This window comes from Salmonella sp. SAL00653, assembly GCF_046552515.1.
GTDB lineage: Bacteria > Pseudomonadota > Gammaproteobacteria > Enterobacterales > Enterobacteriaceae > Salmonella > Salmonella enterica.
Map to the genome: position 1 here is coordinate 78,336 of NZ_JBGDTY010000010.1, position 13,686 is coordinate 92,021.

General features: G+C 52.7%; 12 protein-coding genes and 1 pseudogene. 9 read left to right on the forward strand and 4 right to left on the reverse strand.

Going from position 1 to position 13,686, the window contains the following annotated elements; all coding sequences use genetic code 11:
* Positions 1–5: 5 nt before the first annotated feature.
* The 3 genes from ACLJRU_RS13135 to moeA form a co-directional block, all read right to left on the reverse strand.
* The gene (locus ACLJRU_RS13135) at positions 6–905 is read right to left on the reverse strand and encodes a glycyl-radical enzyme activating protein (RefSeq protein WP_001539565.1); all 900 of its coding nucleotides are present in this window, start codon (positions 903–905) and stop codon (positions 6–8) included.
* A gap of 277 nt (positions 906–1,182) precedes the next feature.
* The gene (gene moeB, locus ACLJRU_RS13140) at positions 1,183–1,932 is read right to left on the reverse strand and encodes a molybdopterin-synthase adenylyltransferase MoeB (protein WP_001539566.1); all 750 of its coding nucleotides are present in this window, start codon (positions 1,930–1,932) and stop codon (positions 1,183–1,185) included.
* Positions 1,932–3,167 (reverse strand): molybdopterin molybdotransferase MoeA, encoded by a 1,236-nt coding sequence (gene moeA / locus ACLJRU_RS13145; RefSeq protein ID WP_000395792.1) that lies wholly within the window; start codon positions 3,165–3,167, stop codon positions 1,932–1,934. Before moeA ends, moeB begins: the two co-directional genes overlap by 1 nt.
* Positions 3,168–3,370: 203 nt before the next feature.
* Here moeA and iaaA point away from each other — a divergent pair, with 203 nt between their 5' ends.
* Genes iaaA through gsiD form a run of 5 tightly spaced genes read left to right on the forward strand, consistent with a single transcriptional unit; the run spans position 3,371 to position 9,660 of the window.
* The gene (iaaA, locus tag ACLJRU_RS13150) at positions 3,371–4,312 is read left to right on the forward strand and encodes a beta-aspartyl-peptidase (RefSeq protein WP_001030503.1); all 942 of its coding nucleotides are present in this window, start codon (positions 3,371–3,373) and stop codon (positions 4,310–4,312) included.
* A gap of 10 nt (positions 4,313–4,322) precedes the next feature.
* A complete protein-coding gene (gsiA, locus tag ACLJRU_RS13155) occupies positions 4,323–6,194 on the forward strand; it encodes a glutathione ABC transporter ATP-binding protein GsiA (RefSeq protein WP_023234757.1) in 1,872 nt (623 codons plus the stop codon).
* A gap of 32 nt (positions 6,195–6,226) precedes the next feature.
* On the forward strand, positions 6,227–7,765 hold the full coding sequence (gene gsiB, locus ACLJRU_RS13160; protein WP_023234758.1) for a glutathione ABC transporter substrate-binding protein GsiB: 1,539 nt from the start codon (positions 6,227–6,229) through the stop codon (positions 7,763–7,765).
* Between the two features lie 60 nt (positions 7,766–7,825).
* Positions 7,826–8,746: a glutathione ABC transporter permease GsiC gene (gene gsiC, locus ACLJRU_RS13165; protein ID WP_000936066.1), complete on the forward strand. Its 921-nt coding sequence runs from the start codon at positions 7,826–7,828 to the stop codon at positions 8,744–8,746.
* Positions 8,747–8,748: 2 nt separating this feature from the next.
* Complete coding sequence (gene gsiD, locus ACLJRU_RS13170; RefSeq protein WP_001236024.1) at positions 8,749–9,660, forward strand: glutathione ABC transporter permease GsiD; 912 nt, start codon at positions 8,749–8,751, stop codon at positions 9,658–9,660.
* Positions 9,661–9,750: 90 nt separating this feature from the next.
* Here the strand turns inward: gsiD and rimO are convergent, their stop codons facing one another.
* A complete protein-coding gene (gene rimO, locus ACLJRU_RS13175; protein ID WP_000073317.1) occupies positions 9,751–11,076 on the reverse strand; it encodes a 30S ribosomal protein S12 methylthiotransferase RimO in 1,326 nt (441 codons plus the stop codon).
* A 230-nt stretch (positions 11,077–11,306) separates the two neighbouring features.
* Between rimO and bssR the strand changes: the two genes are divergently transcribed.
* The 4 genes and pseudogenes from bssR (at position 11,307) to ACLJRU_RS13195 (ending at position 13,684) form a co-directional block, all read left to right on the forward strand.
* Positions 11,307–11,690, forward strand: coding sequence for a biofilm formation regulator BssR (gene bssR / locus ACLJRU_RS13180; RefSeq protein WP_000259651.1), 384 nt, complete (start codon positions 11,307–11,309; stop codon positions 11,688–11,690).
* Between the two features lie 101 nt (positions 11,691–11,791).
* Positions 11,792–12,077, forward strand: a pseudogene (locus ACLJRU_RS13185) (IS4 family transposase); the annotation flags it as partial.
* A 319-nt stretch (positions 12,078–12,396) separates the two neighbouring features.
* The gene (locus tag ACLJRU_RS13190; protein WP_001521476.1) at positions 12,397–12,912 is read left to right on the forward strand and encodes a CoA ester lyase; all 516 of its coding nucleotides are present in this window, start codon (positions 12,397–12,399) and stop codon (positions 12,910–12,912) included.
* A 22-nt stretch (positions 12,913–12,934) separates the two neighbouring features.
* Positions 12,935–13,684, forward strand: coding sequence for an electron transfer flavoprotein subunit beta/FixA family protein (locus ACLJRU_RS13195; protein ID WP_001521753.1), 750 nt, complete (start codon positions 12,935–12,937; stop codon positions 13,682–13,684).
* The last annotated feature ends 2 nt before the right edge of the window (positions 13,685–13,686 follow it).

Below are 13,686 nucleotides of genomic sequence, written 5' to 3' on the forward strand. Positions count from 1 at the left end.
GATAATTATCCTCGTAGGGTCGCGGTTAAACCTTTTTGGCAGGCGTACTTCTGGGCAAAATCAAGTAACGCCGGTGCATCCAGTGGTTTATCCGGGGCATGATAGGGCTGACTGAGTAAGTGGTATTTATTGATGCCCAGCGTGTGGTAGGGCAGAAAATGAATTTCCCCGACGTGCAGTTCGTCGGCGGCAAAGTCGGTAATGGCTTTAATGGTCTCCTCATCGGCATTAAATCCCTGAATCAGCGGGACGCGAATCACCATTTTTTTGCCCGCGTCGGCGAGTTTCCTGAGATTTTCCAGCACCCGCGAGGCGCTGCCATCGGTCCACTGCTTAAACGGCCCGTCGGCGACATGTTTCAAATCAGCCAGAAACAGATCGATATAAGGCAGTGAGGGCGCAATGTATTTCCATGGAACATGCAGACAGGTCTCAACCGCCGTATGAATACCGGCGTCATGGCTGGCTTTAAACAGCTCTGCCGCCAGCTCCGGCTGCATAAACGGTTCGCCGCCGGAAAGCGTCAGACCGCCGCCGCTGCGATCGTAAAAAGGTTTATCGCGCAGTACCGTCGCCATGATTTCATCCACGCTTTTTATTTCGCCGCACACGGTTAACGCCTGTGTGGGGCAACAATGCGCCAGGACGGAAAAATGGGCGTCGGTCAGTTTCTCGCGATGGATGAGCAGGCCGTTTAGCGCGCGCTCAATGACGTCCGGCGCGGCTTGCGCGCACAGGTCGCATCCTTCGAGACACAGCCGCGCATCGTATAACAGATCCTGAGCGCGGGCGCGGCTTTCCGGGTTCTGGCACCAGCGACAGCCCAACGAACAGCCTTTGAGAAATACTACGGTACGGATACCGGGGCCATCGTGGGTAGAATAGCGCTGAATATTGAAGATCATAAACGGCCTCTCTTATTTCATATAAAGATTAAATTACTTTCGAATGAAAGTTGTCTTGATGTGCGTCAACGAATGGAGAGGTTCTGACAAAGAGGCGTTAAATGAGGTACAACATCACGGTTTGAGGTTGTGGTATGGCGTTTAAGATGATGCCGCGCTGCTTGAGCCGATCGTCAGTCGGAGCTTGGGTAAGCTGGCTTTGCGTCTGATGACAGTAATTATCTGTTGATACAGCACGGCCATAAACCGTGCTTTGGTATGTTTATCCGTAAAGTGGCTACTGTCCGCAGACTTTACAGCCGGGGTTGCGCATTAACTTCATTTCGCGGAACTGACAGGTCATCGCATCGTACATGACGATTTTTCCGCTGGCAGGCTGACCGTAATGCGCCAGCAGCTTAATGGCCTCCATTGCCTGTAGCGAACCGATCACGCCAATCAGTGGCGCCATCACCCCTGCCTCTACGCAGGTCAGAGCGTTTTCGCCAAACAGACGGCTCAGGCAGCGGTAACAGGGTTCGTTTTCCCGATACGTAAAGACGGTAACTTGTCCTTCCATACGAATGGCCGCGCCGGAGATTAGCGGCACTTTCGCGGTATAGCACCCGGCGTTAAGTTGATTACGTACGCTAACGTTATCAGTACAGTCCAGTACCAGCGAATGCCCGGCAATCAGGCTGGTCATAGCGTCGTCGTCCAGCCGCGCGTTAACGGGCGTAATGGTAATATGCGGGTTGATTCGCGCCAGCGCGTCGCGGGCGGACTCAACCTTTGGCTGCCCGACCGTGGCGTCGCTGTGCAAGGTTTGACGCTGGAGATTGGAAACGGAAACGGTATCAAAATCGAGTAGCGTCAGTTGCCCGACGCCAGCGCCGGCCAGATACTGCGTTGCCGCGCAGCCGAGCCCGCCCAGTCCGACCACTAATACCCGCGCATCTTTTAACGCTTCCTGCCCTTCAAAATCGAAGCCGCGCAGAATAATTTGTCGGTTATAGCGCAGCATCTCCTGGTCGCTAAGTTCCGCCATTACAGGCCTCCGAACAGAGCATTAAACGGCTCGACTTCCACCCATTCTCCCGGCTCAACATTGCCGCGTTCACGCTCCAGCACAATAAAGCAGTTGCCCAGACTAAACGAGCTGAAAATATGTGAGCCCTGGTGTCCGGTGGTCGTGACCTCCAGTTCGCCGTTGGCGCTACGTTGCAGGATGCCGCGCTGGAAATCGAGACGCCCCGGCGTTTTCTTCAGGCGAGATGTTGTGCGTACACGCTGGCGCGGCGGTACAGCGCTTGCCGTATTGCCGCCAAGCTTCGCCAGTAAGGGCTGAACCAGTTGATAAAACGTGAGTGCCGCAGAGACTGGATTCCCCGGCAGGCCACAGAACCAGCTATTACTGAGTTTGCCGAAGGCAAACGGTTTGCCTGGCTTGATAGCCAGCTTCCAGAAGGCGATTTCGCCCAGCTCCTCAAGGATGGTTTTGGTATAGTCCGCTTCACCAACCGAGACGCCGCCGGAGCTTATCACTACATCGGCCTGGCTGTCGGCGTCGATAAATGCGGCGCGAAGCTTACCGGGATCGTCAGGAATAATGCCTAAATTGATCACTTCGCAGCCAAGCTGTTGCAGCATCAAATGTATAGTTAGACGGTTAGTGTCATAAATTTGTCCCGCCTCCAGCGGCTGGCCCGGAAGCTGGAGCTCGTCGCCGGTCGAGAACAGCGCTACGCGCACTTTACGTACAACCTGCGCATCGGCAATTCCCAGCGACGCCAGCACTGGCAGTTCAGCAGTAGTCAGGCGCGTACCGGCCGGAAAGACCACCGCATCCTGGCGAATATCCTCGCCGCGGCGGCGGATGTTTTGTCCGCAACGAACATCGGCGGTAAAACGCACGCCGTCATCGGTTTGTTCCGTCTGCTCTTGCATGACTACCGCCTCGCAACCTGCCGGTACCGGGGCGCCGGTCATAATGCGAATGCAGGTTCCCGCAGGCCACTCTCCCTGGTAGGGCTGACCGGCAAATGCTTTGCCGGCGACGGGCAGCGGCTTATCGGCGGACAAATCCGCCACGCGTACCGCATAACCATCCATAGCTGAATTATCAAAGCCGGGGACATCGAGGGGAGAAACGATATCGGTCGCCAGGATGCGGCCAAAGCAGTTCACCAGCGGCAACGTTTCTACGGCGGTGAGCGGGGTAATACGTGAAAGCATCTGGGTCAGCGCCGTTTCAAGCGGCATCAATCCGGCGGAAAATTCCATGAACATACTCCTGCGAGGCAAAATCGAATCCGGCTATTATGTCAGAAAACAGTGGCGGGCAGTATGCTACCTCGGTCTTAGAGACGGCCTTGCGCCTTTACATACCTTACGCATCTTTCTATATTCAAAAATCGAATGAATAACTCACAACAATTCTGATAGTTATAGTAAAAGTTGTGTGCCACCGTTAATGGACCCTAAAAATGAATAAAGCAGTGATTGCGATTCACGGCGGCGCAGGCGCGATTGCTCGCGCGCAAATGAGCCATGAGCAGGAGCTACGCTATATCCAGGCGCTGTCAGAGATTGTCGAAAGCGGGCAAAAGATGCTGGAAGCGGGTGACAGCGCGCTTGATGTAGTGACGGAAGCGGTGCGCCTGCTGGAAGCGTGTCCGCTCTTCAATGCTGGTATCGGCGCGGTCTATACCCGAGACGGGACTCATGAACTGGATGCCTGCGTGATGGACGGCAATACCCTGAAAGCCGGAGCCGTCGCGGGCGTGAGTCATGTTCGCCATCCTGTGCTCGCCGCCAGACTGGTGATGGAGCGCAGCCCGCATGTACTCATGGTGGGGGAAGGGGCGGAAAACTTTGCCTTTTCACAGGGGATGGCGCGCGTTTCGCCGGATATCTTTTCCACCCCGGCGCGTTACGAGCAATTGCTGGCGGCGCGTGCGGCGGGTGAAATGGCGCTCGATCACAGCGGCGCGCCGCTGGACGAAACGAAAAAAATGGGTACAGTCGGCGCAGTGGCGCGGGATAAATTCGGCAATCTGGCGGCGGCAACGTCTACCGGCGGGATGACCAATAAATTGCCCGGGCGCGTCGGCGACAGCCCGCTGGTCGGCGCCGGGTGTTATGCCAACAACGCCAGCGTCGCCGTTTCCTGTACCGGAACGGGAGAGGTCTTTATTCGCACGCTCGCGGCTTACGATATCGCCGCATTGATGGAATATGGCGGACTCAGCCTTGCCGACGCCTGTGAGCGCGTGGTGATGGAAAAATTACCGGCGCTGGGCGGCAGCGGTGGATTAATCGCCGTTGATCACGAAGGTAATGTCGCGTTGCCGTTTAACAGCGAAGGGATGTATCGCGCCTGGGGATATGCCGGGGATACGCCTACCACAGGAATTTACCGGGAATAAGGAGCCGCAGGTGCCGCACAGCGATGAACTGGATAGCCGCGATGTTCTGTCCGTCAGTGGCCTGAATATCGCGTTTCACCACGAAGGGCAACAGGTAGACGCCGTGCGTAATGTGTCATTACGCCTGAAGCGTGGAGAGACTCTGGCGATTGTCGGCGAGTCGGGCTCGGGAAAATCGGTGACGGCGCTGGCGTTAATGCGGCTGATTGAGCAGTCGGGCGCGAACGTGCGCTGCGGCGAAATGCTGTTGCGTCGGCGTAATCGTCAGGTGATTGAGCTGTCTGAGCAGAGTGACGCGCAGATGCGGCGTGTGCGCGGCGCGGATATCGCCATGATTTTCCAGGAGCCAATGACCTCGCTCAACCCGGTATTTACCGTTGGCGAGCAAATTGCCGAATCTATTCGTTTGCATCAGCGGGCCAGCCACGAAGAGGCGCTGGCGGAAGCGAAACGTATGCTCGATCAGGTACGGATCCCGGAGTCGCAGGCGATTTTATCGCGTTATCCGCATCAGCTTTCCGGCGGGATGCGCCAGCGAGTCATGATCGCGATGGCGCTATCCTGCCGTCCGGCGGTATTGATTGCCGATGAACCCACCACGGCGCTGGATGTCACTATCCAGGCGCAAATTCTGCAACTTATCAAAGTGTTGCAGCAAGAGATGTCGATGGGCGTGATTTTTATCACCCACGACATGGGCGTCGTGGCGGATATTGCCGATCGCGTGCTGGTGATGTATCAGGGCGAGGCCGTGGAAACCGGCAGCGTAGAGCAGATTTTCCATGCGCCGACGCATCCTTATACCCAAACGTTACTGGCCGCCGTCCCTCAGCTTGGCGCGATGCGCGGCCACTCGCTGCCACGCCGTTTCCCGTTGATTTCCGCTGACGAACCAGCCCTTTATGAATCGCAGATTGAGCAAGACACGGTGGTGGAAGGCGAGCCTATTCTCCAGGTTCGGGGGCTGGTGACGCGATTCCCGCTGCGTAGCGGTCTCTTTAACCGCGTTACGCGTGAAGTTCATGCCGTTGAGAATATCAGTTTCGATCTCTGGCCCGGCGAAACGCTATCGCTGGTGGGCGAGTCCGGTAGCGGAAAATCGACGACCGGACGCGCGCTGCTGCGGTTGGTTGAATCCCGGCAGGGGGAGATTATCTTTAACGGCCAGCGCATTGACACGTTGTCTGCGGGTAAACTCCAGCCGTTGCGCCGCGATATTCAATGTATTTTCCAGGACCCTTACGCCTCGCTCGACCCGCGCCAGACCGTGGGGTATTCCATTATGGAACCTTTACGGATTCATGGCCTGGGGCAGGGGGACGCTGCGGCAAAGCGCGTGGCCTGGTTGCTTGAGCGTGTCGTATTACGTCCTGAACATGCCTGGCGTTATCCGCACGAGTTTTCCGGCGGTCAACGTCAGCGCATCTGCATAGCTCGCGCGCTGGCATTGAATCCTAAAGTGATTATTGCCGATGAGGCGGTCTCCGCGCTGGATGTTTCCGTTCGCGGACAGATCATTAATTTACTGCTCGATTTACAACGGGAAATGGGGATCGCCTACCTGTTTATTTCGCATGATATGGCGGTCGTGGAGCGAATTAGCCATCGCGTGGCGGTGATGTATCTTGGTCAAATTGTTGAGATGGGGCCGCGGCGCGCCGTTTTTGAAAATCCGCAGCATCCTTATACGCGTAAATTGATGGCGGCGGTGCCGGTTGCCGATCCCTCCAGACACCGGCCGCGGCGCGTTCTGCTATCAGATGATATACCCAGCAATATTCATAAACGTGGCGAAGAGACGCCCGCCGTTTCATTACAGTTGGTCGGGCCGGGACATTATGTTGCGCGGCCGCTGCAGGATAATGCGCTCTCGCGCTTATAACATTCAGACAGGCAGGGTTTCAGGAGAACAACATGACGCAATTTATTACGCATAAATGGCTGGCGGCGCTGGGACTGGCCTCATCCATTGCGGCTTTTCCGGCCCTGGCGGCCAAAGATGTGGTGGTGGCGGTAGGGTCTAATTTCACCACGCTCGATCCGTATGACGCCAACGATACGCTCTCGCAGGCGGTGGCGAAGTCATTTTATCAGGGGCTGTTTGGCCTGGATAAAGACATGAAGGTAAAAAACGTCCTGGCGGAAGGCTATACCGTTTCTGATGACGGTCTGACCTACACCATTACCCTACGACGGGGGGTGAAATTTCAGGACGGCGCGGATTTTAATGCGGCGGCGGTAAAAGCGAATCTCGATCGCGCCAGCAATCCGGATAACCACCTCAAGCGTTATAACCTGTATAAAAATATCGCAAAAACGGAAGTCGTCGATCCGGCAACGGTAAAAATTACCCTGAAACAGCCGTTCTCCGCTTTCATTAATATTCTGGCGTACCCGGCGACGGCGATGATCTCGCCGCAAGCGTTGGAAAAATATGGCAAGGATATTGGTTTTCATCCGGTCGGCACTGGTCCATATCAGCTTGAAACCTGGAATCAGACCGACTTTGTCAAAGTGAAAAAGTTCGCCGGTTACTGGCAGCAGGGCTTACCCAAGCTGGATTCTATTACCTGGCGTCCGGTTACTGACAACAATACCCGCGCGGCGATGCTGCAAACCGGCGAAGCGCAATTTGCTTTTCCTATCCCTTATGAGCAGGCCGCGTTACTGGCGAAAAATAAAAACCTCGAACTGGTCGCCAGCCCGTCCATTATGCAGCGTTATATCAGTATGAATGTGACGCAGAAGCCGTTTGATAATCCTAAGGTGCGTGAGGCGTTGAATTACGCTATCAATCGTCAGGCGCTGGTTAAAGTGGCGTTTGCCGGATACGCCACGCCGGCGACGGGCGTGGTGCCGCCGTCGATAGCCTATGCGCAAAGCTATCAGCCGTGGCCCTATGATCCGGCTAAAGCGCGCGAACTGTTGAAAGAGGCGGGGTATCCAGACGGTTTCAGTACCACGCTGTGGTCATCGCACAACCATAGCACCGCGCAAAAAGTGTTGCAGTTTACCCAACAGCAACTGGCGCAGATTGGCATTAAAGCCCGGATAACCGCGATGGACGCCGGCCAGCGCGCCGCGGAAGTTGAGGGCAAAGGGCAAAAAGAGAGCGGCGTGCGAATGTTCTATACCGGCTGGTCGGCGTCGACGGGCGAAGCTGACTGGGCGTTATCGCCGCTCTTCGCATCACAAAACTGGCCGCCGACGCAGTTTAATACCGCTTTTTACAGCAACAAGCAGGTCGACAGTGATTTGGCGGCGGCTTTAAAAACCAACGATCCGCAGGAGAAAACACGATTGTACAAAGAGGCGCAGGATATTATCTGGAAAGAGTCGCCCTGGATACCGTTGGTGGTGGAGAAATTGGTTTCTGCGCACAGTAAAAATTTGACCGGTTTCTGGATTATGCCGGATACCGGTTTCAGCTTTGACGATGCGGATTTGAAGTAAGTAATGCGATGGGGCTGGATGGCGCGCGCGTTGTCCGCCATCCGGTAAAAGGTTCGTGTGATGCTTAACTATGTTCTCAAGCGCCTGCTGGGATTAATTCCTACGCTGTTGATTGTGGCAGTGCTGGTGTTTTTATTTGTTCATTTGTTGCCCGGCGACCCGGCGCGGCTGATAGCCGGACCGGAAGCCGACGCGCAGGTGATCGCGCTGGTTCGTCAGCAGCTGGGGCTTGATCAGCCGCTTCATGTCCAGTTTTGGCATTACATCACCCATGTTTTACAAGGCGATTTCGGGACGTCAATGGTTTCCCGCCGCCCGGTTTCTGAGGAGATCGCCAGCCGCTTTTTGCCGACGCTGTGGCTGACGATAACCAGTATGATATGGGCGGTGCTGTTTGGCATGGCGATCGGCATCGCCGCCGCCGTGTGGCGTAATCGCTGGCCTGACCGGGTAGGAATGACGCTTGCCGTGACCGGCATTTCTTTCCCGGCTTTTGCGCTGGGAATGTTGTTAATGCAGATTTTTTCCGTGGATCTGGGCTGGCTACCGACCGTGGGGGCGGATAGCTGGCAACATTATATTTTACCCTCCCTGACGCTTGGCGCGGCGGTGGCATCTGTTATGGCGCGTTTTACACGCTCCTCGTTTGTCGATGTCCTGAGCGAGGATTACATGAGGACCGCGCGGGCGAAAGGCGTCAGTGAAACGTGGGTGGTGTTAAAACATGGCCTGCGCAATGCAATGATCCCGGTCGTCACCATGATGGGACTGCAATTTGGCTTTCTGCTTGGCGGATCGATCGTCGTCGAAAAAGTGTTTAACTGGCCGGGGCTTGGGCGGTTACTGGTCGACTCCGTCGACATGCGCGACTACCCCGTGATTCAGGCGGAAGTGCTGCTGTTTTCTCTGGAATTTATTCTTATCAACTTAGTGGTGGATGTCCTCTATGCCGCCATTAATCCGGCTATCAGGTATAAGTAAGGATGCGATTATTTAACTGGCGCCGTCAGGCGATTTTACATGCTATGCCGGTGGTAAAACCCGACCAGATACGCACGCCGTGGCGGGAGTTCTGGCGTCGTTTTCGCCGCCAGCATGTCGCGTTGGTCGCCGGGGGATTCGTACTGGCGTTAATTCTGGTGGCGATTTTTGCCCGTTGGCTGACGCCCTACGATGCGGAAAACTATTTTGACTACGATAGCCTGAACAATGGCCCCTCTTTGCAGCACTGGTTTGGCGTTGACTCGCTGGGAAGAGACATCTTTAGCCGGGTTCTCGTTGGGGCGCAGATCTCACTGGCTGCGGGCGTGTTCGCGGTATTTATCGGCGCGATAATCGGTACGGTGTTGGGATTGCTGGCGGGATATTATGAAGGCTGGTGGGATCGTTTTATTATGCGCATTTGCGATGTGCTGTTCGCCTTCCCCGGCATTTTGCTGGCGATTGCCGTTGTGGCGGTGTTAGGCAGCGGTATTGCTAATGTGATCGTTGCGGTGGCGATTTTCTCTATTCCGGCGTTTGCTCGTCTGGTGCGCGGAAATACCCTGGTCTTAAAACAGCAAACGTTTATTGAGTCTGCCCGCAGTATCGGCGCCAGCGACACGACGATTTTGTTTAGCCATATATTGCCGGGAACGGTCTCGTCAATTGTGGTTTTCTTTACGATGCGTATCGGTACATCAATTATTTCCGCGGCAAGCCTGTCATTTCTCGGATTAGGCGCGCAGCCGCCAACGCCGGAGTGGGGAGCGATGCTCAATGAAGCGCGGGCGGATATGGTCATCGCGCCGCACGTAGCGCTCTTCCCGGCGGTGGCGATTTTCCTGACTGTGCTGGCGTTTAACCTGTTAGGCGACGGGTTGCGCGATGCGCTGGACCCGAAGATTAAGGGGTAAGCCAGCCCGGTGGCGTTGACGCTTGGCGGGCCTGGAACGGGCTCGTCAGGCGGGATAACACATCCGGCACCCGCGCCGGGGGAGGTGGCGTTAAACCCGACTGCCCCACAAATCATATTCGTCGGCGTTTTCCACTTTCACGCGCACGATATCGCCCGGCTTGACGTTGGTTTCGCCGTTCAAATAGACCGCGCCGTCAATTTCCGGCGCATCCGCCATGCTACGCCCGATAGCGCCTTCTTCGTCAACCTCATCGACGATCACCAGAATTTCGCGGCCCACTTTTTCCTGCAAGCGCTCAGCGGAGATTTGCTGTTGCAGTTGCATAAAGCGGTTCCAGCGCTCTTCTTTCACCTCTTCCGGCACCTGATCCGGCAGCTCATTCGCGCCTGCGCCTTCCACCGGGCTGTACTTGAAGCAGCCTACACGATCGAGGCGCGCCTCTTTCAGGAAGTCGAGCAGCATCTGGAAGTCTTCTTCCGTTTCGCCGGGGAAGCCGACAATAAAGGTGGAGCGTAGGGTCAGTTCCGGGCAGATTTCGCGCCACTGCTTAATGCGCGCCAGTTGGCGGTCAACGGAACCGGGACGTTTCATCAGTTTAAGAATCCGCGGGCTGGCATGTTGCAGCGGAATGTCCAGATAAGGCAGGATTTTGCCTTCCGCCATTAGCGGAATCACATCATCAACGTGTGGGTAGGGGTAGACGTAGTGCAGACGTGTCCAGACGCCCAGTTTTGATAACTGCTCGCACAGGCTCACCATACTGGTTTTCACCGGTTCGCCATTATGGAATCCGGTGCGGTGCTTCACATCTACGCCGTAGGCGGAGGTATCTTGCGAAATCACCAGAATCTCTTTGACCCCGGCATCAACCAGACGTTTCGCTTCGCTTAATACGTCGCCAATCGGGCGGCTGACCAGATCCCCGCGCATCGACGGGATGATGCAGAACGTGCAGCGGTGATTACAGCCTTCAGAAATTTTCAGATACGCATAATGGCGCGGCGTCAGTTTTACACCCTGTTCTGGTACGAGGCTTAAAAATGGATTGTGCTTCGGCTTCGGTACGTAATGATGTACGTGCTGCAGAACTTGCTCATAGCTATGCGGCCCGGTGATTTCCAGTACTTTCGGATGCACTTCGCGGATCTGATCTTCTTTTGCGCCCAGGCAGCCGGTGACGATTACCTTACCGTTTTCGTTCAGCGCTTCGCCAATGGCTTCCAGTGACTCTTGTACCGCGCTGTCAATAAAGCCACAGGTATTAACGATAACCATATCCGCATCGTCATAGCGTGGCACAACGTCATAGCCTTCGGTACGAAGCTCAGTCAGGATTCGTTCCGAATCAACGAGGTTTTTCGGACAGCCCAGGGAAACGAAGCCGATCTTTGGCTGGTGGGTTACATTACTCATAGCTTAAAAAGTGTTCATTTATTGGAATGGTCAGGGCAGGGATTCTACAGATATCCGAACAAAAATTGTATCGCAATCTCATCGGGAGCGGCGGCATCAACCGTTGTGGTTATCAGCAAAAGGTGAAAAAGGGCAATTCTAAGAAAATTCTTGATCTCTGACACCCCTTTGTCTAAAAAACGACCATACTATTAAGTTGAACCCTGGTAGAAAAGAGGAGGAAAAAAGGTATGGTCGTTGACAGACTGAGAACCGATCTTCTCAACAAGCTGATAAACGCGCGTATCGATCTTGCCGCTTATCTGCAATTGCGAAAAGCGAAGGGGTATATGTCAGTCAGCGAAAGTGACACTCTGCGTGACAATTTTTTTGAACTGAATCGCGAGCTCCACGATCACGCTTTACGGCAGGGACTGCATCTCGATCAGGAAGAGTGGAACGCGCTGCGCCGTGCCGAAGGCGCTCTTGCAGCCGCCGCCGTTTGTTTAATGAGCGGACACCATGATTGTCCGACCTTTATTGCCGTCAACGCAGATAAACTTGAAAACTGTCTGACAACTTTGACGCTGAGTATTCAGAGTCTGAAAGCACATTCACCGCTTACACAGGTCTGAACAAGGGGAGGCGACTCCTGAGGAATCCCCAGCAAACCAAGACAGGCATAGTGTTATGTGATCTAATTGATTGCGCTAACACTTTCAAGGAAATCATCACTATGCCTGCTCGTTCATTATGCCAAAAATCCTTTAAAAATATACTGGAGCCTTTGCACCTTTACCGCCGTCAATCTCTGATTGAGGCTACCAGTGTAGTGATTAACGGTGCATCTCTTACACTTATTCAGTATTGGGCGTGATTTGTCAGGAGTAGCATCGGTCAGGCACAAGATAAAACGTATCGATCGACTTCGGGGAAAGTCTCACTTGCAGAATGAAGTTTCAGATACTTTTTCAGCGTGTTACTAAAAAATCACGGAGGGAATGACCCGGGTTGTCATGCTCTCCTATATGCCAGCCTGTTTTCCGCCAAAGGTGACTAAATTCGGTTCACCAGACAATCGTTGATGTTCTTAGGGAACGGTATAGTCGAATTCACTCCTGAAACAGGTACGGAATGTCGGCCGTTTACTATTCTGAAACGTTATTTATATCAAATAATTAAATTTTATCTTTGTTATTGTAACAATAAATTACATGTTTCTTTCTGTTATCAGCGAACCTGAACCAATTTTAATGGGGGGTTAGATAAAAGCTAATTCAGAAAATTATTTTTTTAAGATATATTGAATTATCAGATGCTCCATTCAAATGAGAGACGAGAATGCAAACGTTAGAACGGTTTTTTCTTTTCGTTACGGGGGACCAACCTGAACGATTTGAAAAAGCAAATAGCAGTTGTGCTGATAGCGTAATCCTTGATTTAGAAAATGCGGTGTCATCTGAGAAAAAAATAATTGCCAGAGAAAATGCTCTGAATTTCATGAGTAATGATGAAAAAGTACTGATTGCTGTACGTGCAAAAATTGTAATAACTTCACGCCTGGCTGGATCATATCCTTCTGTTGACGGTATCACAACTGAATTTATGAAAAACGAGTTGACAATACAAAATGCTATTCACTCCTGTAAAATGGGGTTCAGTGGCAAGGTATGTATTCACCCTCCACAAATTTCACATGTAAACAGAGCATTCAGCTATTTAAAACAAGAAATCGAGTGGGTTCCCCAGATTATGCGACTGGCTCAATATCCCCATGGAGCGTTCAGTCATGAAGGGCAAATGGTGGATAAACCGTTACTGGAAAAAGCAAAAAGGATTTTGGCTCATAGCATTTAGTAAATATATGAAGGAGTCACCAATGAAAGCTTTAGTTTGTGTAAAACAAGTTGTCGATCATAACGTTAGAATTAGAATAAAGCGAGATCATTCTGATGTTGATATTTCTGATTCAAAACTCAGTATCAATCCATTTGATGAAATTGCAGTTGAAGAAGCAGTACGTTTAAAAGAACGGGGATTAATCAGTGAGGTTGTTGTAGTGTCTATAGGAAACACAGGTGTAGGGGATGTATTGCGTACAGCACTGGCAGCAGGGGCAGACAGGGCAATACACATATTAACAAAAAACTCTCTTACACCACTAATTGTGGCCAAAACTATCACCGCTATTACCCGGAATGAAAAACCCGATATTATATTATTAGGCAAGCAAGCTATTGACGATGATTGTAATCAGGTAGGCCAAATGCTGGCAGCATTACTCGATCTTCCCCAAGCCACTAATGTTAGTGAAATTACTATTTCTGATAATTCATTAACTGCTGTTCGTGAGGTTGATGGAGGATTAGAAACGTTAAATTTATCCCTGCCTGCAGTACTCACTACAGATCTACGTCTGAATACACCGAGGAATATCAGCTTGCCGAATGTTATTAAAGCCAAAAAGAAACCTGTTAAGGAGATAGATTTCGATTCACTTGGTATTAACCCGTCATCCAGATTGACTATTATTAAAGTTGATGAGCCAGCAAGAAGGAAAGCAGGCATAATCGTTCCAGATATTAACACGCTGCTAGATAAATTAAAAAACGAAGAAAAAGTAATTTAAGG